The sequence below is a fragment of the Shouchella phoenicis genome (genome assembly GCF_047238345.1).
Classification (GTDB): domain Bacteria; phylum Bacillota; class Bacilli; order Bacillales; family Bacillaceae_D; genus Shouchella.
Genome location: NZ_JBDFMQ010000001.1, coordinates 1124534 through 1147128, shown reverse-complemented (window position 1 = coordinate 1147128; position 22595 = coordinate 1124534). Strand labels below are relative to the sequence as shown.

19 protein-coding genes and 1 pseudogene are annotated in these 22595 nt (G+C 39.6%); 7 read left to right on the top strand and 13 right to left on the bottom strand.

The genetic code is table 11. The features are described from left to right. Nucleotides 1-291: 291 nt before the first annotated feature. Entirely contained in the window at nucleotides 292-942 is a 651-nt protein-coding gene (locus tag ABC361_RS06265) for an SGNH/GDSL hydrolase family protein (protein ID WP_413073204.1), read from the bottom strand. A 68-nt stretch (nucleotides 943-1010) separates the two neighbouring features. Continuing rightward, nucleotides 1011-3041, bottom strand: coding sequence for a HelD family protein (locus tag ABC361_RS06260; protein ID WP_413073203.1), 2031 nt, complete (start codon nucleotides 3039-3041; stop codon nucleotides 1011-1013). Between the two features lie 207 nt (nucleotides 3042-3248). On the opposite strand from ABC361_RS06260, the gene proC reads away from it, so the two are divergent. Then, complete coding sequence (gene proC / locus ABC361_RS06255) at nucleotides 3249-4049, top strand: pyrroline-5-carboxylate reductase (protein WP_413073202.1); 801 nt, start codon at nucleotides 3249-3251, stop codon at nucleotides 4047-4049. A 122-nt stretch (nucleotides 4050-4171) separates the two neighbouring features. Here proC and ABC361_RS06250 read toward each other — a convergent pair whose 3' ends face one another. After that, entirely contained in the window at nucleotides 4172-5524 is a 1353-nt protein-coding gene (locus ABC361_RS06250; protein ID WP_413073201.1) for an MATE family efflux transporter, read from the bottom strand. Between the two features lie 197 nt (nucleotides 5525-5721). Between ABC361_RS06250 and ABC361_RS06245 the strand changes: the two genes are divergently transcribed. After that, a complete protein-coding gene (locus tag ABC361_RS06245; protein WP_413073200.1) occupies nucleotides 5722-7257 on the top strand; it encodes a methyl-accepting chemotaxis protein in 1536 nt (511 codons plus the stop codon). Here the strand turns inward: ABC361_RS06245 and ABC361_RS06240 are convergent. From ABC361_RS06240 to ABC361_RS06205, 8 genes and pseudogenes are all read right to left on the bottom strand, one after another. Next, nucleotides 7254-7784, bottom strand: a complete 531-nt coding sequence (locus ABC361_RS06240) for a histidine phosphatase family protein (RefSeq protein ID WP_413073199.1) — start codon at nucleotides 7782-7784, stop codon at nucleotides 7254-7256. The two genes, ABC361_RS06245 and ABC361_RS06240, sit on opposite strands and share 4 nt — an antisense overlap. Before the next feature lie 81 nt (nucleotides 7785-7865). Further along, the gene (locus tag ABC361_RS06235; protein ID WP_413073198.1) at nucleotides 7866-8774 is read right to left on the bottom strand and encodes an ABC transporter permease; all 909 of its coding nucleotides are present in this window, start codon (nucleotides 8772-8774) and stop codon (nucleotides 7866-7868) included. A gap of 13 nt (nucleotides 8775-8787) precedes the next feature. After that, nucleotides 8788-9777 carry an ABC transporter permease gene (locus tag ABC361_RS06230; protein WP_413075729.1) on the bottom strand — a complete coding sequence of 330 codons (990 nt, stop codon included), beginning with the start codon at nucleotides 9775-9777 and terminating at the stop codon, nucleotides 8788-8790. Nucleotides 9778-9853: 76 nt separating this feature from the next. Beyond that, complete coding sequence (locus ABC361_RS06225; protein ID WP_413073197.1) at nucleotides 9854-11503, bottom strand: ABC transporter substrate-binding protein; 1650 nt, start codon at nucleotides 11501-11503, stop codon at nucleotides 9854-9856. Next, entirely contained in the window at nucleotides 11500-12498 is a 999-nt protein-coding gene (locus ABC361_RS06220) for an ABC transporter ATP-binding protein (protein WP_413073196.1), read from the bottom strand. The genes ABC361_RS06225 and ABC361_RS06220 overlap by 4 nt, the downstream gene beginning before the upstream one ends. Continuing rightward, nucleotides 12488-13477: an ABC transporter ATP-binding protein gene (locus ABC361_RS06215; protein WP_413073195.1), complete on the bottom strand. Its 990-nt coding sequence runs from the start codon at nucleotides 13475-13477 to the stop codon at nucleotides 12488-12490. Before ABC361_RS06215 ends, ABC361_RS06220 begins: the two co-directional genes overlap by 11 nt. A gap of 432 nt (nucleotides 13478-13909) precedes the next feature. Continuing rightward, nucleotides 13910-14046, bottom strand: a pseudogene (locus tag ABC361_RS06210) (transposase); the annotation flags it as partial. 107 nt (nucleotides 14047-14153) lie between these two features. After that, nucleotides 14154-15962: a hypothetical protein gene (locus ABC361_RS06205; protein WP_413073194.1), complete on the bottom strand. Its 1809-nt coding sequence runs from the start codon at nucleotides 15960-15962 to the stop codon at nucleotides 14154-14156. 129 nt (nucleotides 15963-16091) lie between these two features. Between ABC361_RS06205 and ABC361_RS06200 the strand changes: the two genes are divergently transcribed. Further along, nucleotides 16092-16982, top strand: coding sequence for a diacylglycerol/lipid kinase family protein (locus ABC361_RS06200; protein WP_413073193.1), 891 nt, complete (start codon nucleotides 16092-16094; stop codon nucleotides 16980-16982). A gap of 108 nt (nucleotides 16983-17090) precedes the next feature. Here the strand turns inward: ABC361_RS06200 and ABC361_RS06195 are convergent, their stop codons facing one another. After that, nucleotides 17091-17237 (bottom strand): hypothetical protein, encoded by a 147-nt coding sequence (locus ABC361_RS06195; protein ID WP_413073192.1) that lies wholly within the window; start codon nucleotides 17235-17237, stop codon nucleotides 17091-17093. Nucleotides 17238-17429: 192 nt separating this feature from the next. Between ABC361_RS06195 and ABC361_RS06190 the strand changes: the two genes are divergently transcribed. From ABC361_RS06190 to ABC361_RS06180, 3 genes are all read left to right on the top strand, one after another. Next, on the top strand, nucleotides 17430-17603 hold the full coding sequence (locus ABC361_RS06190; RefSeq protein WP_413073191.1) for a hypothetical protein: 174 nt from the start codon (nucleotides 17430-17432) through the stop codon (nucleotides 17601-17603). A 141-nt stretch (nucleotides 17604-17744) separates the two neighbouring features. Further along, nucleotides 17745-18617 (top strand): glycine betaine ABC transporter substrate-binding protein, encoded by an 873-nt coding sequence (locus tag ABC361_RS06185; protein ID WP_413073190.1) that lies wholly within the window; start codon nucleotides 17745-17747, stop codon nucleotides 18615-18617. A gap of 206 nt (nucleotides 18618-18823) precedes the next feature. Further along, the gene (locus ABC361_RS06180; protein WP_413073189.1) at nucleotides 18824-20047 is read left to right on the top strand and encodes a YeeE/YedE family protein; all 1224 of its coding nucleotides are present in this window, start codon (nucleotides 18824-18826) and stop codon (nucleotides 20045-20047) included. Nucleotides 20048-20072: 25 nt separating this feature from the next. Here the strand turns inward: ABC361_RS06180 and ABC361_RS06175 are convergent, their stop codons facing one another. Then, nucleotides 20073-20807 carry a class I SAM-dependent methyltransferase gene (locus ABC361_RS06175; protein WP_413073188.1) on the bottom strand — a complete coding sequence of 245 codons (735 nt, stop codon included), beginning with the start codon at nucleotides 20805-20807 and terminating at the stop codon, nucleotides 20073-20075. 134 nt (nucleotides 20808-20941) lie between these two features. Here ABC361_RS06175 and ABC361_RS06170 point away from each other — a divergent pair, with 134 nt between their 5' ends. Next, a complete protein-coding gene (locus tag ABC361_RS06170) occupies nucleotides 20942-22582 on the top strand; it encodes a PAS domain S-box protein (protein WP_413073187.1) in 1641 nt (546 codons plus the stop codon). Nucleotides 22583-22595 lie beyond the last annotated feature (13 nt).

Sequence of the window (22595 nt, the reverse complement as noted above, 5' to 3'; positions counted from 1 at the left end):
TATAAAGGAAGAAAGTTTAATACGATTGGCCCAATTTACAACAGGATCCTCTTCTACTGCGCGATTTTGTTCACGGTAACATAGTCCATTTACAAACTTAGCTTGAATGACTGCTCCTTTTCGGAACGTTTTAAATCCATTTCTTTTCGCTTATGATTATATACATTCTGTTGTAAATGGAGGACACCCGCTTCAAGTAGGTTTTCATTGCTGATAAAAGCGCCCCGTCTTGATCATGTACAATTGTAATCAAATGGACAATCACCGCCTCCTCTCTTTCTCACGATTGAACTAATTCACAGATTTAAGCATAAATCCTTTTTTTGCTGCCTCTTCCGCCATTAACCGATAACCTTTGTCATTTGGATGAACATGGTCTCGACGATAGAGAAGAGCACGCTCGTTTCCTTTAAAGACGCGGTAAACGTCAACTACTTGTACATTTGGATAGCGGGTAATAGATTGTAATGCGCGATTAAATTCAGAAATAAACCGATTCGCAATGGGGATTGACCCAAGTGGGTTATAGCTGTTGAAAACGAAAATTCGATATGGGACGTTTGTCTGCTTTTTTATCTTTGTAATGTACCCAACCGTTTGTTGTAAATAATAGATTGCATCTTTTATAGCATGATCCATAAGTGCTGGCGTAACTGAATTTATTCCACCCTGCAATACTCCTAATAAATCGTTCCCACCACCAGTGATCGTAATGAGATTCGCTTCGGCAATAGAGTTAGGTGACTGACTACGCACAACACCATAAATTTGCTTTGCAGTAAAACCATCTACCCCGATATTCATCGTGCGTACACGAGTGTTTAATGCTTGTTCAGCAAAGCTTTTATAAACAGGGACAAAGCCACCTTGGTGATAGGATGAGCCGTAACCGACTGTTAATGAGTCACCAATGGCTAAGTATTTAACTACGCTTTCTCTCACCATAAATCCTCCTTTTTTTCTACATTATTCTCATAAAAAAGAAAGAGGAACGGCGTTCGTTCCTCTTTCTACTGATCGTCTTGTATAATTTCTGAAGCTGTTGTTGGATATGATAACGTTAAAGAATGAAGTGCTCTTGTGCAGCCAACATAAAGTAATTTGCAGTGCTGATCATCGTTGGGGTAAAGCTCTGGCGTTACGTTTATAATGTGGACAGCATCAAATTCAAACCCTTTTGAAAGATAAATCGGCAAAATCGATACGCCTCCTTTATACGTTTTATCGTTTGCACGAATTAACGTAACTTCGATAGGAGTGTCTACTAGTTGCTGATAGATTTTTTCGCTTTCGGCAATTGATCGACATAAGATCGCGACCGATTCGTAACCTTGAACACGTTCGAGCCATTCAAAAAGTAAATCTGACGTTTCCCTCATCACTTGAACAGGCTCTCCGCTACGAAATACAGGTTTCGCCGTTGGAGGATGATTGCTCACTTTTTGCAAAATGTTATTGCTATAGTCAATAATCTCCAGTGTAGAACGGTAACTTTTCTCCATTTGCACATATGCAACTTTGTGGTCTAATACTTCCACAAAGGAATCCCAGGTTAAAATTCCCTCTTCTCCATGAATGCCTTGAGCAAGGTCACCAAGAATTGTCAATCCACCTGCTCGCGTATTGTCTCTTAAAATGGATAGCGTGAAAGGTGATAAGTCTTGCGCCTCATCTAATACGAGGTGATCAAAACGACTTTCTTTCTCAATCCCGTGCAATTCTTGATGAATAAAAAGAATTGGTGCCAAATCTTCATAGGCTAACAAGCCGCTTTGCAAATCTTTTGATTTGTTCAGTCCTTGCTGTTTGAGAAAACTTTCGTAAATCTTTAACACATTCGGTTTCTTCCACCCATTCATATACGCACGAACTGCTTTAAGACCTTCTGCCTTATAGCTTTTTCGTTCTTTTTCATCTTCATAAGCTTTCACTTCAATTTCAACCCATCGTTTTAATCGAGCTTGTAAACGCTCACGTTGTTTTATTGGTGCTGAATTCGAAAAATCTTCTTGAATCCACTTTAAAATGGTCTTCTCCGAAACCCTTTTTGTGGACCAAGGAATAAATTCTTTATTCGGCAAGTTTCCTTCCAATACGTGATCGAGATGTGTTTTCAATTGACGTCGAAATGAAAGAGACCCTTTTACTATGATCTCTTTTTGCTTTTCCTGAGATTCTGAACCTTCAAAACGAGTCAACATTCGATCCGTTGTGGATTCAACGCTAAACGTATCGTTTAGTATCGTCATCCCCCAACTTACATAAGTAGATTGACGTATATTCCCGACGCCAAGTTCTGGTAAGACTTGGGCGATATAATCAAGAAACATCGCATTTGGAGCAAAGATCATCATCCGATCCGCTCGCAGCTTCTCACGATATTCATAAAGTAAAAAAGCAAGACGATGAAGGGCTACCGTTGTCTTTCCACTCCCTGCCGCGCCCTGGATGACTAAAGCTTTTCGAACGTCTGCACGTATAATTGTATTTTGTTCTGTTTGAATCGTGGAGACGATATCCTTTAATTTATTATCTTTTTGCTCTCCTAATTTATAAAGAAGGAATTCATCTCCTCCACTGGCCTCTTGCCCTTCTACATAGCTATCAACCACTCGTTTTAATTCCCTTGAACGAATAACCACATTACGTTTTAACTTAATTTCACCTTCAACAATTCCTTCTGGAGAATCATAATACACATCCTCTTCACTTCCATTAAAACTATAAAAAAGAGAGGCTACTGGAGCACGCCAATCAATCACAAGTGGTTCATCTTCTTCCTCATCGTGAATACCAACTTTGCCAATGTACAGTACTTTTTTAATAGGGTCCTCAAAATCAAGAAAGTCTAATCTCGCAAAATAAGGTTCTATTTTTGCGGTTTTTAAAGATTCCCTCAAAGAATGACGCTGACCTTCAAGTACTTGTTGAGTAAAATCATCGCCTCGGTATATCGGAACGTTCGATAAACGCTCATACATAGAGTCAATTTTAGTAAGTGCGTGATGCAACACACGCTCCTCTTCATGTTCTCGGCTCATACACATCCCATCCTTTCTTTGTACGTACTCTTTATTTTGCAGAAAAAAGTGAAAAAATAATAGACTTTTTCTTTTCAATTTGGTAAGCTTTATATAGTTTAATTGCCTAAAATAATTTTACCATATAATGGATTTTTCAAATAAAGAAGACTTACGCTTAAGCTACACTGCGTAAGTCTTTTTAATCGATAAAAGGAGTGAAACATTATGCCATCCATTTTATTTATTGGCGCTGGAAGAATGGCTGAAGCTGTATTTAAAGGTGTACTATCGCAACCAGAACCCGCTTTCTCTCCAGTCTACGTAAGTAACCACACGAATAAGGATCATCTGCACAAGCTAACGCAATCCTATCAAATTGAAATTGTCGAAAACTGGACTGACGTCGTTGCTAACGTCGATGTAATTTTAATTGCGGCTCCACCTTCTGCCCATACCAGCATCTTAGAAACATTACATCCGCTTGTGAATCAACAACTGGTATTAACCGTAGCTGCTGGATTCGGTGCTTCTGACCTTGAAGCCCAATTACCTGAGGGTTCAGCAACTGCATGGATTATGCCTAATACTGCGGCGCAAGCTGGCGCATCGATTAGTCTTTATACATACGGTTCCCATGTATCAGATATTCAAAAAGGTTATGTTGAAACTCTTGTTTCTTCCATCGGAGCGGGCGCTCAACTAAGCGAATCACTTATCCATGAACTAACTGCAATTACAGGTAGTGCTCCAGCTTTTGTATATGAATTTGTCATTCAACTTGAAAAGATCGCTCAATCCTTTCAACTGGAACAAGCACAAGCCCGCGAACTTGTAGTGCAGATGCTAGCTGGAAGTGCCGAAATGCTTAAGGCAGGCTTTACGCCAACAGACTTACGTAACCAAGTGACAACCCCAGGTGGCGCCACTGAAGCTGGGCTTAAGTCATTGCACCGAGATGATTTTGAAGGATCAGTAGCCCGAGCAGTTCAAGCCGTTACAGATCATGCAAAAAAGAAGCATAATTAATCGTGAAAAGAACCTTTATGAGAACGATCGCTCATTAAGGTTCTTTTTTTCATCTGTTCGTTTTAAAGTAATTTGGTAAAGACAAAAGGTATACACCCAAGAGGAGTAAAAACCTTTCAACTTTAAAACATTCGCCTTTCTCCAAATCGAATTTTGCTTCTTTTTAAGTAGATAATAATCAAACATAGTACAGCCAGTTCAGCTAATGGAATCGCCAGCCAAATTGCCTGAACACCGAATAGAAACGGAAGTGTAAGGAGAAAGACTAACATTAAAACAATTTGCCTTCCTGCTGTAATCCACGTTGCAACCTTTACTTCTCCAATAGATTGGAAATACGTCATCAACACAAAGTTCACACCCATAACGAGATAAGCAACAAAAAATAAGCGAATCCCTGTTACCGCTAAATCTTTCACCTCTTCTGGAAAATCGCCAAATATATTTACGATCGGTACCGCTGCCACTTGACCAATTACAAAACAAACTGCTCCGACAATAAACCCTGTTCGAATCGCTAAACGCATGAGCTGCCTTTTCTTCTCATGTTCATTTGCTCCTTGAAAATAACTAACAATTGGCTGGACAGCTGCCCCCATACCAAGAAACATGAGCAGCATAACTCCGTGCACATAGTTTAAAACAGAGAAAGCAGCCACGCCAACAGTTCCAGCTAAACGGGCAAACATAATATTATGTGAGACCGTAAAGACGGAAATACCTACTTCTGCCAAGAAACTCGGAAAACCAAATGTTAACGCTTGTTTTGCTAGTGGGACATCGAGTTTTACTCTCACAAACTTTAACTGACTTCGTTTTGTAAAAAAGTGAGAAGATAAAACGAGCAATCCTAAAAAGGCAGCAATGATTGTACCGAACGCAATTTCACGTACACCTAAATCAAAGACATATAAAATCATATAGTTGATCCCTACATTTGAAAATGCTGTTGTAACAAGTGCCGCCATTGCTAATGTCGGATTCCCATCGTTTCTAACAAAAATACTTGCCGCATTCTCTAAAGTAAACACAAATCCAAACAGCAAAAAAACGTTCATGTACGCCGCTGCAAACGGCGCTGTCTCTTCATTTGCTCCTAATGCATAAACTAATGGTTCATGGAAAAATAGTGCAAGTCCGCCAATAGCTAGAGTCCCTAATCCGATTAATAAAATGGAATGGGTAAAGATAAATTGCGCCCGCTTCTTCTCTTTCCGTCCCATTGCTTGCGAATAAAGTGTCGCTCCACCTATACCAAGCCATAGCGATAGCCCCACAAAGATTGTATAGACCGGACCCGCGATGTTCACTCCTGCTAGCGCTACAGGACCCAGTCGATTTCCTACCATAATCCCATCAACTGCTAAATTAACAGCCATTAAAAGCATTCCAACTAACGATGGAATTAAGTATCGTAAAAATAATTTGCTGATTTTCTCGGTTTCTAAAGGGTTCGCCAATTCTTCTTTGCCCATTTTTCCACCTTCTCTTTTTCCTTAATCAATGAAACCTTACGTATTATAACAAATCTTTTGTGCGAATCGTTACACTTTTTTATTTCTGTTAAAAAATCTCTTATTCTTCTTAATTGGAAATTTTTGTTTCGTTTCTTTTGAAAACAGGTATAATGAAGTAGTCTTTTACACCTAAAGAAAGTGTGGTCATTTAAACAATGAATCAAAACAAAAACAGAATAATGCTTGGTTTTAGTACTCTAGTCGTTCTCTTCTCTATCTTTGTCTATTTTTTACACGTACATGTAGGTTGGTTTGACACATATTTACTTCTTTCAACGATTCACACAACTGAGCAACCTTACGAGACGCTTCGTACGATTCTCTTTGCGCTACCTATTCTCCTCCTGCTCCTATCCATCTACTTAATTATGAAAAAACCTGCTTCAACCATCATTCCATATTTACTCATGTTGACATTGACGTTAGGCAGTATTTCCATTATTGCAATGGGGGACGGATTAGTGGAATATCATTTTTCCATATTCATGGTACTTGCAAGCTTAGCGTACTTTAGCATGCCAATCCTTATCTATATAAGTACTGCCATTTTTGCTGCTCAACATTTTCTTGGTTATTTTGCTTTTCCCGAGCTCATTTGCGGAACCGATAATTATCCATTTACACTTCTTCTCATCCATGCCTTTTTCTTAATCGCCACTAGTTCCATTATTCTCGTTCAACTATATGAACGAAATCGAGTGACAATGCAAGCAGAAAAAGAGCGTGAAAACCATGAAAAACTCGTCTCAAATTTATTTACTCGTGTCCAAAAAACGTCAACGGACGTACTACAAAGTTCGAATCAATTAGAAGATGATGTCCGTGATGCACAACAAGCCACATCCACATTAACTGAAACGGTTACGTATGTATCCAATTCAGCAAAACAGTATCAACAAGCAACAGACGACAACCGCAATATGCTCGTGACATTGCAATCAAAATTAACTGAAATTCTGGCTCAAACAAAGCAAACATTTGCGATTGCGGAAGAAAATCAGCAATCCATTGTTCAAGGTAAAGAAAGCGTTGAACATGCCATGACCAAAATGAATCAAATTCAACATAACGCTACCCAGCTCGAAGCATCTTTTTTCGAAGTGAATGCTCAAAATAGCAAGATTTCAGAAGCACTTAGTCATATTCAAACCGTCGCGCAACAAACACATTTGCTCGCTTTAAATGCATCAATTGAAGCGGCTCGCGCTGGTGATGCGGGAAAAGGGTTTTCGGTTATCGCTGACGAAATTCGAAAATTATCAATGCAAACAACGGATTATGCAAAGCGAATTGAATCGATGACAGAATCCATTAATAATCGTACTACACAAGTGGACAAGGAATTAAAGCGAAACTCAAGCGCTGTAAAAGAAGGCTCTACACAAATGATTGAGCTGAACGGTATCTTTAAACAAATGAACGAATACACAACAACAACCCATGTAGAAAGTGGAAAATCAGCGCAGCTGTCGACAGAAATTTCTAGTTACGGCACAACTTTTGAGCAGTCGCTTAATGAACTCGCTTCAATTGTGCATTTATTAAATGAGCGAACCAGCTCAGTGTCTCTTGCTGTAGCCAAGCAAGATCAAACTTGGGAGACGCTTAATCAAATCTCTTCTAGACTGCAACGGGCAACGAGGCATTTAACAGAAGACCTGGAAGAGTTGACAACAATTAAAACGGCTTAACTGTTCCAATCCACTTTTTCTATCGTGCTAGAACTGAGATATAGATGATACACGTCTGGATTTTTCATTTGCTTCCAATGTTCGTAACCATCTATTAGCGCGATCGATTGGAAGCATAGTGCTAATAGATTTCCATGACTAACAATAACCGTATGGTCTGTCATGCCGTTTATGACAGACAGAATACGTGATTGAGCTTCTAAGGAAGATTCTCCACCTTTAAGCTTATAAGAATAGTCTTTAAAACCTCTTTCTAGATGGGTCAGCCAATCTTCCATTGGGGTCGGACTCAAACATCGTTCTATTAACCTCTCATCCTCTTTAATCGGCAAACTTAACGTTTCTGCTGTTGGTTTAATCGTCGAGACAGCTCTTGAATAAGGGCTGGATATAATTCTTTTGATGTTCTTGTTGTGAAAATAATTTGCTAAAGCCCGAGCATCCTCATGTCCTTTTTTCGTCAATTGTGCATGACGTTCTTGACCAGTCGCTTGAGCATGTCGAACAAAATAGATTGATAAACACATCGCCTTTGCTCCTTCCAGTTTTGTTTACGTCGCAAACGTTAAACGGACATGAACCAAGTCCATGTCCGTTTTCATATCGTTTTATCCTTGATCTTTCATTTTCGGATCGAGCGCGTCTCTTAACCCGTCTCCTAACATATTGAAACCTAATACAACAAGCATAATTGATAACCCTGGAAATAAAACGGTCCAATAGGCACTTTGAATATAACCTCTTGAATCAGCGAGCATTCTACCCCATTCTGGTGTTGGTGGACTAGCCCCCATGCCTAAAAAACCTAAGGCGGCTGCTTCAATAATTGCGATACCAAAGCCAAGTGTCGCTTGCACAATAATCGGTGCCATACTGTTCGGTAAGATGTGATGGAACATAATACGACCGTTTTTCATTCCTTGCGCTTTCGCAGCAAGAACAAACTCTTCTGCTCGTAAGCTAATGACTTTCGAACGAACGATCCGACCAAATATAGGCACGTTAATAATCGCAATAGCAAGCATGGCATTTTGCAAGGACGGCCCTAAGATCGCCACTATGGCAATCGCAAGCAAAATGCTTGGAAATGCTAACATAATATCAAAAATTCTTGAGATGAGCATGTCAATCCAACGTCCATAAAATCCGGCAATTAACCCAAGACTTGTCCCAATAAGTAATGCGCCACTTATTGAAAACAAACCAATTAACAACGAAATTCTTGCTCCATGGGCTACACGAGTGAAAACGTCTCGACCTAAATCATCAGTCCCCATCCAATGATCAGAAGAAGGCGGCATTAAGCGCATTGCTGGTTCTGTCTTATCAATCGTATACGGAGTTAAAACGGGCGCAAAAATCGCCAGTAAAATAAAGATAAATAAAATAATCGCTCCTACAAGCGCTAACTTATTCTTAAATAAATGGTACAGTGCATCTCCCCAAAGCGACCTTGTTTTTTCTTCTTTTGAAGGAGGACGCTGATGTGGCTGAGTCGCCATTGGTCTTGATTCCATCTCTTGTTCCTCCTTAGTATTTAATTCTTGGGTCGATAGCCGAATAGAGGAGATCGACAATGAGATTAATAAACACAAAAATCGTGGCAACAATTAAGATGCCGGACTGAATTACTGGATAATCGCGATAAGAGATTCCCTCATAGATGTAACGCCCAACACCTGGCCAACTAAAGATAGTTTCAGTTAAGATAGCCCCACCAAGGAGGGCACCTGCTTGTAATCCAACAACGGTTAATACAGGGATAAACGCATTTTTAAGCGCGTGTTTGTAAATCACAACCCCTTGACCAGATCCTTTTGCTTGAACAGTGCGAATGTAGTCAGATCGCAATACTTCAAGCATACTTGAACGAGTCATCCGCGCAATAATTGCCATTGGAATGGTTCCAAGCGCAATAACCGGCAACACTAGGTGGCGTATTGCAGTTAACGTTTGATCAAAATTACCTTGTATAAGCGTATCAACAATATAAAAATGAGTAATTGGTTCAATTGGGTTACGTGGATCACTTCGTCCTACTGTCGGCAACCAGTTTAACTCTTGAGCAAAAATCCATTGCTCCATTAAAGCAAGCCAAAAAACAGGCATTGATACGCCAACTAACGCAATTAGCATACATGCATAATCAAAAAACGAATTCTGTTTCCAAGCGCTTACGATCCCTGCGTTTACACCAATAATGATGGCGAACAGCATGGCAAAAAAGGTAAGTTCCATCGTCGCCGCTAAGTAAGGCCAAATTTCCGAGATAATCTCATTATTTGTTCGCATTGAAACGCCTAAATCGCCTGTAAGTAAATCTCCTATGTACGTTCCATATTGCACCCAAAAAGGGTTATTTAGTCCAAGCTGCTCTTCCAATTCTGCAATCGCTTGTGGAGAAGCTTGTTCTCCTAGAATCGTTTGTGCTGGATTTCCTGGAATAAGCCAAATAATTGAAAACGTAACGACTGTCATTCCAATTAATACTGGAATTAATAGTGCGACCCTTCTTAACATATAGGAAAACACCGTTTCACCTCTCTTCTTTTGATAGAGAAGGCAGCAGCATAATTGCTGCCGCCTCCTATCGATGTTATTCGTTTGTAAGCGAAACGTGTTTTAAGTTTTCACTTGTTGATGGGTGAGGGACATAGCCCGAAATCGAGCTAGATCCAGCTAATACAGGCTTAGAGTGAACAAGAGGAACCATTGGTGCATCTTCATGAATAAGTACTTGAGCTTCCTCATACAACGAAGCACGCTCATCTGGGTCAACCGTTCGTTTTGCCTCGTCTAACAGTGCATCTACTTCTTCATTGCTATAAAACGTTTGGTTACTTCCTGGAATACCATCTGTATGAAGGATCGTTCCTAAGAAGTAATCAGCATCACCATTTACGCCGGACCAGCCAAGCATAAACACATCATGGTAGCCAAGCTCAATTTCTTCTAAATACACAGCCCACTCTTTTTCAACAATGTTTGCTGTAATCCCTAACTCACTTAATTCAGCTTGAATGAGTTCTGCAGCACGCATTGGATTTGGCATATATGGTCGAGGAACAGGCATCGTCCAAAGATCAAATTCAAACCCGTCTTCAAGACCCGCTTCCGCTAATAATTCTTGCGCTAATTCCAAATCATACTCATAGTCTTCTATCTCATCATTATGACCGAGGTAATCTTCTGGAATCGCATTTACTGCTGTTGTCGCTTGTCCACCATAAACAGCTGTAATTAAGTCTTCTTTATTGATCGCATGATTAAACGCTTGACGAACGAGCGGATCATCGAATGGCTCTACTTCCGTGTTAAATCCGAGGTACCCGATATTGTTTGGCACACGCTCAAACACTTCATACCCGTCTGCACCTTCGATTTGAGAAATATCATCCGGCGAAAGACCATCCATGATATCAATGTCTCCTGACAAAAGTGAAGAAAGTCGAGCTGAGTTATCGCCAATAACTGAGAACGTCACGCCATCTAAGTGAGGGAGTCCTTCTTCCCAATAGTCTTCATTTTTTTCAAGAACAATACTTGAATCTCGTTGCCAGCTCACGAATTCAAAAGGACCTGTGCCAACTGGATTCTCATCAATATTCGATCCATGTTCTTCTAAAGCTGCTGGGGAAATAATTCCAAAATAACTAGCCGCAACATTTTGTAGAAAGGCTCCAAGTGGTTCATTAAGAACGAACTCAATTTCGTAATCGTTTATGACGTTAATCTCGTCAATAACATGTTCATCACCTAGTCCAAATAATGTACCGTAGACACTATATGTATAGCCGTCTTCTCTGAACGCATACTCATGATTCTCATCAGCCCAACGTTCAAAGTTAAGCTTTACAGCATCAGCGTTAAACGGGGTTCCATCGTGAAACGTTACACCTTCTCTTAAAGTAAATACGTAATTTAATCCATCTTCACTTGGCTCCCAACTTGTGGCAAGCCCTTCTGTTAGTTCGAAGGAATCTTCATCAAACTCAATCAATGTTTCATAGATTTGTTTCGTTACGCGCGACGATTCACCATCTGTGACTGCACCTGGATCAAGACCTTGAGAGTCACCTCCTCGTGCAAAAATTAACGTGCCTCCGTCTGCCTGTTCTGTTCCATTTCCATTATCATTTGTATCTGAGTTTCCATCACTTGATGTGTCTTCATCTCCTCCACATGCAGCTAAAAGTAGTAGCCCTAAGCAAGACACTGAAACTAAATTCATCTTCGTTTTTTTCATTGAATACGCTCCTCTTTTGTTGAATCGTTAAATAAATGACATGCGACATGATGATCTGTAGCTACCTCTCTCCATGCCGGAATATCTGATTTACATACATCCATTACATAAGGACATCTTGTGTGAAATGTACACCCACTTGGTGGATTCGAAGGACTTGGTACATCTCCCTTTAAAATCATTCGTTCAGATTTCTGATCAGGATCAGGAATTGGTACAGACGATAACAGTGCTTTTGTATAAGGGTGCATAGGCGTTTCGTACAGCGCATCACTGGATGCGAGCTCAACCATTTTCCCTAAATACATCACTCCGACTCTGTCACTAATATGTTTTACAACGCTTAAATCATGGGCAATAAATACATACGTTAATTTAAATTCGTCTTTTAAGGATTCCATAAGATTAAGGATTTGCGATTGTACGGAAACATCTAGTGCCGATACCGGTTCATCACAGATAATGAGTTTAGGGTGAACCGAAAGGGCTCTTGCAATACCAATTCGCTGGCGCTGTCCGCCGCTGAATTGATGTGGATAACGATTGGCGTGCTCCTTACGCAAGCCCACTTTTTCAAGCAACTCTTCGACTCTTTTTTTTCGTTCTGCTTTATTTCCAATACCGTGTATTAACATTGGTTCGCCGATAATTTTCCCAACTTTGTGACGTGGGTTTAGCGATGCATACGGATCTTGAAATATAATTTGCATGTCTCTTCTGATTTTTCTAACTTTTTCTCCAGATAGTTCTAGAATATTTTCACCATTAAAACGCACTTTACCTGAAGTCGGTTCGATTAAACGTAGAATTGATTTTCCTGTTGTGGATTTTCCGCAACCAGACTCCCCCACAATCCCGACAATCTCTCCTTCTTGTACTGAAAACGATACGCCATCGACGGCTTTCACTTCGCCTACTTTTTTCGATAAAGCACCGCCTTTAATATCAAAATACGTCTTCAAATTCTCTACTTCGAGTAATGGTTTAACCGACACTTTCTTGTTCCTCCTTGTATAACAAACAGCGACAAGCGCGGCCCTCTTCTAGATCGAATAAGGCTGGATCTTCGAAGAAACAAGCGTCAAAAGCAAATTCACACCGATCAGCAAACCGACACCCTTGTGTAACAGAACCTGGCTGTGGCACGGTTCCTGGTATAGAATAAAGCGTCTGCTGCTTTTCTGCCATGTTGGGCAACGATCGTATTAACCCCTTTGTGTATGGATGCTTGGGGTCTTTTAAAATCATACGAGCAGTACCTTCTTCAACGACTTGTCCAGCGTACATGACGACAACACGATGGCAAATATCTGCGACCACTCCCAAATCATGTGTAATGAAAAGAATAGCTGTTCCTTTTTTTTCATTTAAGTCTCTCATTAAATCCAAGATCTGTGCTTGAATCGTAACATCAAGAGCTGTAGTAGGTTCGTCTGCAATTAATACTTCAGGATCACAGGACATGGCCATCGCTATCATAATCCGCTGTCGCATCCCGCCTGATAATTGGTGAGGGTAACTATTCACAATTTCTCTTGGTCGAGGAATTCCTACCATATCGACTAGACCAATCGCTTTTTCCAACGCTTCTTTTTTTGACATCGTATGATGATTTCGAATCGCTTCAACAAGCTGATTTCCAATTGTAAATAATGGATTTAATGAAGTCATTGGTTCCTGAAAAATCATTGAAATCTCTTTTCCTCTTACTTGCTTCATTCGTTTATTCGAAGCTTTCACAAGATTTTCACCGTTAAATAGAATTTCACCCCTACTTATTTTCCCAGGTGGACTCGGAATAAGCCGCATAATGGATAAAGATGTCACGCTTTTCCCACATCCGGATTCGCCTACAATCCCTACAACTTCTCCCTTATTTAGATGAATACTGACACCATCAACAGCGGGTACTGATTTTCTACCAGATTGGAAAGTCGTTTGTAAATTTTTTATCTGAAGAACAGGATTATCCATTTCGACCCCCCTTTTATGTAAAATTAAAAAAGCTATGTACAACGATACAAAAAATCAAATCCTAACACAATAATTATTTAATTCTTTAAATGATTTCATGTATTGGGAAATATTCATAGCTTCTTCTATAGTTCTCTAAAGAAAACCACTTTCCCTTTAAATTAGTAAGATTATTTTTAATCGTTTTTTAATAAAGTTCAAGAACATTCAAATCAATTCCAGGTATCTGTGTAAAATCACGATACACTGCTTTTATCATTTGAGTAGGTCTGTCTAAAAACGGTCACCTGTTATCCAAAAATGTCACGATCAATTCAAATGATATTCATCACTTATCGTGCGGTATGGACGCTTTCACCACAGGAACAAGCGCGACATCAGCGCTAATGAGTAAGACATAAGAGAAAAATAAGGTCTACATACACCCTGATTTCATTCAATATATTTTCTAGTAGAGTCAAGCCAGTTTTCGTGAATGTCCATGAGCACTGCATCGATTAACAAACTGGCACTTCCTTATTTGGAAAAATGCGAATGACTGTTTCTCGGCGTCTTACTTCTTCATTTAAACATTATCAGGCTAGTCATAGGCATTCTTCACAAAATTATATGGACTCTATCAACTTTCACAAAAAAAACAAAAACACGCCATGCGGCGCGTTTCTGTTCGACCATTTTATTCTTCTGACGTTTCTGCTTCAGTTTCTTCACTTGATTCTTCTTCCGTTTCATCTTCTAGCTCAAACTCTTCAATTTCACCAAATTCATCATCGATCGTTACATTCTCAAACTCTAAGACAGGTAAGACACTTTCACCTGTATCGTTGACCGTTGCTTCAATCTCATCCCCAGGTTGAATGAAGACCGCAGCTGCATTACCAGTGATATCAAACTCTAAGACACGACTTTCACCATCAAGCAGCACTTGGATGTAGCGGGCATTAGACGCTTGACTAACACGATAGACCGTACCTTCCATCTCTAATTCTTCTAAAAGATTTGTCGGAATATAATCATCTGTTCCTAAATCATTTGCTAACATCTGGCGATAGTGATGGAACGCTTCCTCTCTTGATGTTCCTGTTGCTACACTTGAAGTCTCTGCATGAACCATTGCAATTTCCCTCATCAATCCGCTTTGGTCGACAACAGGTACAACCCACGTGTAATTGTCATAGATGGAATATAGAACAGGCTGTGTCCCTTCCCATTGCTCACGCTGGAACGAGCGATTCACTGCATCTCTAGCACCTCTAGCGTTAGTCATACCAGATGTTCCTGCATAATAAGTTGCTTCACCAGTTTGGGCATTAACCATGGTAAAACCAACCATGGCATTACTCTCCTGATTCGGCCTCATATGATCAATCATCCAATACATATTGCCATCTGGTCCAATAACACCAATCATTTCTTCTTCACTCGTCGGTTGATGCACACCCTCTTTTGCAAATATCGAGTTTAGTAGACCGTTACTATATGTACCAAACCAATAAGCATAGTCAAGAGCGAGTGAGTAATGAATCGCATTGTCTATAAATTCAGGTTGCTCTCCTAAATCATACTTCTCCATCTCACCAGATACCGGATCAACTAAAATCACTCCATCGGCTTTTGGTGCACTTCGATAATGATCATAGTATGCGTACGAATAGGCATAGTAAGGATTTCCCTCATCATCTGGTTCAAACGAATAATCAATTAATATGACATCACCATAGACACTTCGAATGTGGCGCTCTAAATTGTCTCCTAAAAACGCACTTGGAACATACGTCATTTCATAGTCATCCACAAGTACAGCTTCAGCATTTGGATTTTCTGCACTGACCATTACATAACCAGGCGCACTGTCGGCTCTAATCCATCTCCAAACACTTGAATATTCAATTGGCGAAACCCAGAAGAGTTCTCCATCAATCCGCTGAATGGCTGACTCTCCTAACTCATAGAACGAGTAGTTTTCAATGTTTCCGAAAACAATCTCAGACTTATACCGTGCGTATGAATGAGGAACCGATCGAACGCTTTCCTCCGTAACGGAATCAATCGAATCGGTGGATACTTCAATTTCACCTAAGTTCGCTAAATCTTGCGTAATCGTAAGTGGATACACGACATTCATAATAATTAAGCCAATAAAAAGGGCAATTCCAATGCCGGCTTGCGCCATAGGAATGTTTGCTTTTTTTAACTTCTGTACTTTTTTCTTTTTTGTCGCTGTTGACAGTCCTTTTGTCGCTTGAAAAAAGCCTGAAACAATTAAATTGATCGCTATGATAAATCCGAACGTATTTAAAAACCCAGTTAACGAACGATCCACAAGAAAAATATAAATAATAATAAAACTGAGTACAAGCCCAATCCCATATCGAAGAACTTGGCTTATTAACCATTGTTTTGGCATCTGTTTTAGTCCACGAATCCATTCTCGTGGGTTTAAATTCAAGCAAGACAGCGCCATAATTAAAATCCAAAAAAACATCAACTCTCCCCTTCCTACTCAAGTATACTACGAAAGCTTTTTAATTTGGTTTCAAAAACGTGCAATTTTAGGTTAGATATGAGAGAAATAAGGAAATACCTAGTAAGAGAACATAGTGAGGTGTAAAAAATGAAACGTGCGATGATTATCATTAATCCAAGTTCAGGAAAAGAAGACGCCCTTTCCTACACGGAACAAGCGGCAGAATTGTTAAAAGAACACGATTATACGGTTGAAGTACGCGAAACAAAAAAAGAGTTTGATGCAACAACTTATTGTATCGAGGCATGCGAAGAGAAATACGACCTTGTTGTTTCAGCTGGCGGGGACGGTACACTACATGAAACGATAAATGGGTTTATGTCGAGTACTCATAAACCTAAGCTCGCTGTTATTCCATTAGGAACCGTGAATGATTTCGCTCGAGCACTCCATATTCCTCTCCAACCTGAAAAAGCCATTCAAAGTTTACAATCTAGTACAACTCGCATGGCGGATCTAGGGAAAGTATATGACCAGTTATTTGTCAACGTCGTTGCAGCAGGTCGTTTAGCTTCTTCTTTATCAGAAGTGCCGTCAAAAGAGAAATCCAAATTAGGATTTTTTGCATATGTGAAAGAAGGATTTAAAACCATTACTGGCGATGCAGCTAGCACGATACACATTAAGTATGACGACCAATCATGGGAAGGAAGTGCACTCCTATTTATAGCTGCATTAACGAATTCAGTTGGTGGCTTTGAACAACTTGCCCCTTCAGCGGAAATTGACGATGGCTACTTACACTGCTTTATTATTCAAGATACAAATTTAGTGAATACGGCTGCAGTAGGTACTTCTCTTCTAACGGGGAATTTAGAGAATAGCAAGCATGTTCATGCGTTTAAAGCGAAGCACCTTTCTATATCAGCAGAAGCTCCTCTTAGTACAAACATTGATGGAGAAACTGGCATTTCTTTACCTGTTACAATTGACATATTACCTAGTTTTATAGAAGTCTTAGTACCAGAAACAGCATAAAAACAGGAGCCGTTTTATCGGTTCCTGTTTTTATGTGCATGTCCATTTGCTTATGTATGTGACAGCATTACTAGTTGAACCCACCTTCTTCTTTCATTGAAACCATCGCTATAGTCCACTAACTAATTGCCAAACAAGAAAAACGACTGCTGCAACGGCCGCTAAACTAAATACAATTCGTAAAATTGCCTTAGTAACCCCAGCTAATATCGCAAACACCACAATCGCAATAATAATCCAGATAACTGTCTCCAATTTTCATCATCCTTTCTCTTTTTTTTATGAAAGCTACTAAAGAATTCGTGATTCCGACTTTCCTCCATTAATTTAATGCACTTTCTACAAAAACTAACAAAACCTACGCATTTTTTCAGAAAATTAGTAATGAATTTCTTAATTTGATATGTCATACTAACAAGTAAGAACAAGAGGAAAGGAGCCATTTACATGTACGCAGTTACCCGCATTGTTGATGGTCAAACGCAATCATTAAAAAACACTTCCACACCTTTTGACAAACTATTCTCCTCTTATGAACATGCAGATCTTTTTGCTTCAAAACTAAACTCTAATACATTTCCTGAAATGCATTGGCATGTAAATAAAGTCTATCGTTCTTAATTATCCTCGTCGTTTGGCGAGTTTTTTATTGTATTCCCAAACTCCTTCTTTAAAAAACCTATCTATGCATAAATGATGATTCCTATGAAACAATATGATATGGTAGAAATTGCGTCTATTTTAGAAGGAGGACTTACAAACATGAAGAAACTGCAACTTTTCGCGATTCCTCTAGCTGCTGTAACGGTTTTAAGCGCTTGTGGAAGCGATAACAACGATGGTGAATCTTCTGGTTCAATCAAGATCGGTTATAATTTGTATGCTGAAGCCATTGCATTCTCCCACGTTTGGGAACAACTATTAGAAGAACAGGGCTACGATGTTGAATTAGCCTCTGTTGAAAAAGCATTTTTATTTAGTGGTACAGAACAAGGTGATTTTGATATTGGCTTTAATGCATGGCTACCTTTCACCGATCAAAATTATATTGATGAGGAAACAGAAGATATTGATGTGCAAGAAGATGGTGTTCTGTATGAGGGTGCGACATTAGGACTTGCTGTTCCTACATATATGGAAGACGTGAACTCAATAGAGGACTTACCCGATGCATATGATGACGTAAATGGTGAAATTATGGGGATTGATCCGGGTTCTGCTTTAATGAGCGTGACGGAAGATGACATCATTCCTCATTATGGCTTGGAAGACTTTACACTTGCAGCATCTTCTGAACAAGCAATGGTTGCTGAACTTGAAAGTGCCTATCAAAATGAAGAGCCTATTGTCGTTACACTTTGGAGCCCACACTGGACACTAGGTGAGTACGATATGAAATTTCTTGACGATCCAGATGGTATCTATGGCGAACCAGACGATATTTACTACATTGCTCGTGATGGATTAGCTGAAGAACATGCCGATATCATTACGTGGTTAAATAATGCCCAGTTCGATGATGACAATCTTGGTGAACTTCTTCAATTACAATCGGAACTTGATGATGACGAGGAAGCCGCTAGACAATGGATTGAAGACAATCGCGAGCTTGTTGACAGCTGGTTAGAAAATTAATCGATATACCAAGGCCACCTGCCTTGGTATTTTTTTTACTAAATCATGAATGGTTTTTGACTAATAACAAATCTTATTGATAACGAGTCACATGATAAAAAGATGAGACAATCCTGTACAGGAAGTTTTTGTCTTGACACACTCGTTTGTTTTGTCTAAGATTAAAAAATCCTTTTCGGATAAATTTAATAGGGTAAGGTGATGAAGTGGCTACTGTTGCACAACAAGAAGAAACAAAACCTTTAAATCCACCACAACGTCTTTTAGTGATCATTGGTATACTTGTTTCTGTCATTTTAACGGTCTTTTTAGCGATTACTCAACATATTGTTCAACCCTTGTTAGCCGTTATCGGCATTGGGCTTGGCTTCACATTATTTCATGCACGTTTTGGTTTTACGTCAGCTTTTAGAAGATTAGCATCTGTCGGGAATGGACAATCTCTTCGCGCTCATATGCTTATGCTTGCAGTTGCATGCTTGCTATTTGCACCGATCCTTGCGGTTGGGACAACGTTCTTTGGTGCAGATGCAAATGGCTATGTATCTCCTGTCGGCGTTAGTTTACTTGTAGGTGCTTTTATATTTGGTATCGGCATGCAGCTTGGTGGCGGCTGTGCTTCGGGCACGCTTTACGCAGTTGGTGGCGGTCGTTCCGTCATGTTTATTACGTTGCTATTCTTTATTATCGGTTCCACAATTGGCGCCGCTCATTTTAACTTTTGGATGGAAGATATGCCGGCTGCAGAACCTTTTTCATTAGCCACATCCACAGGACTTGGCTATGGCGGTGCACTCATTGTATCTCTTCTTATTTTTGCGGTTATTGCATGGATTACGATTCTGATTGAAAAGAAAAAGAACCCACCAAAAATGGCTGCAGTTCCTTCAGCAGTTGGTTGGAAACGTATTTTCAGAGGCTCATGGCCTTTATTTACTGCAGCGATTGTCCTTGCTGTACTTAATGCGTTAACGTTACTTACTCGTGGAACACCATGGGGCGTCACGTCAGCATTTACGTTATGGGGTTCAAAAGCAGCTGATGCAATTGGCTTTGACGTAGAGAGTTGGGGTTACTGGCAAGGAAGCACGGAAGCGTTGCATGCATCTATTTTTGCAGATACCACGACCGTTTTAAACTTTGGCGTTATTTTAGGCGCGTTTATTGCATCTGCGGCTGGTGGATTGTTTACTCTTACTAAAATTACAGCTAAAAATGCTGCGGCCTCTGTAATCGGAGGATTACTAATGGGCTATGGCGCACGACTTGCTTTTGGTTGTAACGTTGGCGCGTATTTTGGTGGTATAGCATCGTTTAGTGCTCATGGGTACATATGGGGCGTTATGGCAATTGCCGGGACGTTTTTAGCTCTCAAACTTCGACCCATGTTTGGACTATCGGTTCCAAAACCACGAGACAGTTTCTGTTAGCAAACTTTAAGCAGTAGACAAACGTCTACTGCTTCTTTTTATTGAGAATAAGTAAGTCTTGGTAAGTTGTATACGTTGTTCGCCCACACCAGCTTCCGAGCTTTAACTCCTTGATTTCTAGATTCGTTTGGTTAATTAACCCTTCCATTTTAGGAAGATCATATCCTACTGCCGCATTCGGATATGTTTCATTCTCAATGTATGCTTCCCCTACCTGAAACGGAAATTGAATGGTACTCTTGCCGGCTTGAATGCATTCTTGTGCTTCTTTATTGACGATAAACATTGTAAATAAACAGGTACCATCCTCTTTTAGAACGCGATCAATTTCGCTTAAATAATGCGCAATTTCCTCTTCCATTAAATGCGTAAAAATTGATGTTAAAAAAACAAAGTTAAATGACTGATCCGAATATGGGAACGTAAAACTTGTTGATGTTAAGGTTCCATTCGGATTGTACAAATGATTGTAAATATCAACATGATCAAATTGAAAATTGTTATGCGTTGCTGCAATATTATTTTTTGCCCATTCTACTCCTTCTTTCGATATATCAAACCCTTTATACGACCCTTCGTCTGATAAATAAGTTGAAAGCGGTAGCGCCATCCTTCCTACACCACTTCCAACGTCTAAAACATGTTCATTTGGCTTTAAGTGACCATATTGTTGAAAAAGCTGTAAAAACTCTTTTCCCACACTTTCAAAATTGCCACCGACAAATTGCTGCAAATGCTCTGGTGGTAGTTGATTACTCATTGCATTTCCCCTCTCTATGTTCGCTTAGTTGTAAAAAGTCGACAAAAATTGACAGACTTCTTCAAATGCGGTTGTCTTTCTGCTTAAGAGCAGGTACTCTTATTTCGATAGGTTGGATAAAGGTGGACACTGGGATGAAATCAAAAAGAAAAATTATTACTTTATTTGTTGTTGTTAGTCTTATTTGGGTTATTGGAACTGACTACTTATTACTAAGATGGGAACCTGAATTATATTCCTTTTATCAAAAAATAAAAGGCATCGTATTTATCATTGCGACAAGTGTGTTTATCTATTTTTTATTGAACAAATCAGAAAAAATTAACATTTTAACCGAGGAAAAAGAAAAAGTTGAAACCCTCATAAACTCGATTCCAGATTTCATTACATTTAAGGATGCTGACGGCCGCTGGATTCAATCAAATCAATTTGCTCTTCAGCTCTATCAATTGCATCAGATTGACTATGTGGGCAAAACCAATAGCCAATTAGCCGAAGAACAGCCTCTTTATGAAAACGAACTTCTTGCCGCTAATGAATCAGATGAACGAACGTGGGAACGGGGACATACTACAAGAAGCGAAGAGACGATCCCTCTCCAAAATGGAAAAACAAAAGTGTTTGATACGATTAAAACACCTTTATTTACTGAAGCAGGTGATCGGAAAGCCCTGATCGTTGTAGGAAGAGACATTACAGAGCGCATTACAGCTAAACAAAAATTAGCTGAAAGTGAATTACGATATAAAGCATTGTTTGAACATAGCCCCGAGCTTGTCTATATGATTGACCTTTCTGGTAAAATCACAAATTTGAACAAACATTTTAAGCATGTTACTGGTTATAATGAAGAAGATGGAATCGGTAAGCCATTGATAGATTTTGTTGATGAAAAAGATCACGTTCGCCTTAAATTAAAATTTCACCGTGTTATAACGAATCGTGAAGTCGTCCAGTGTAGTGAAATTAAAATCAAGCATCGAACAGGAAAAAAAGTAATTGTAAATTGCGCCTCTGTTCCTATTATCATTAACGATGAACTTGTAGGTATAACAGGGTATGCTAATAATATCACTCCAATTATTGAAGCAGAAGAGAAACTACGAACTACAGAAAAACTTGCTGTTGTTGGTGAACTCGCAGCCGGAATTGCACACGAAATACGCAATCCACTTACTTCACTACGAGGGTTTGTCCAACTGTTTCAATCACAAAGTAAAGAAGAAAATCCAATCCACAGAATTATGCTGGATGAATTAGAACGGATTAATATGATTGCAAGCGAGCTGCTTGTTCTTTCGCGCCCACAGGAGATTATTTTTACACAAACCAATGTTTCACAAGTCTTGTCTGATGTTGTACAGCTCCTTTCTTCTGAAGCGAGAGCACATGGGGCGACCCTTCACTTTACGGAACCAATACCGCTGTATGTATATGGAGATAAAAATCAGCTTAAGCAGTTATTTATTAACGTTATTAAAAATGCTACAGAAGCGAGTGCCTGTCAAATCTCTGCTTCGATCGATCTTGATGAAACCAATCAATCGATTACCATAAACATTGCAGATGATGGTCATGGAATGACAGAAGAACGGGTCCAACGTTTAGGAGAGCCTTTCTTTTCTCAAAAAGAAAAAGGCACTGGATTAGGGTTAACCGTTAGTCATAAAATCATTGAACAGCACAACGGTACGATTCATTATGATAGTGCGTTAGGAAAAGGGACGTTTGTACACGTTACCTTTCCTATATACAAAGAGCACCAGGGGCATTAGGCCTAGGTGCTCC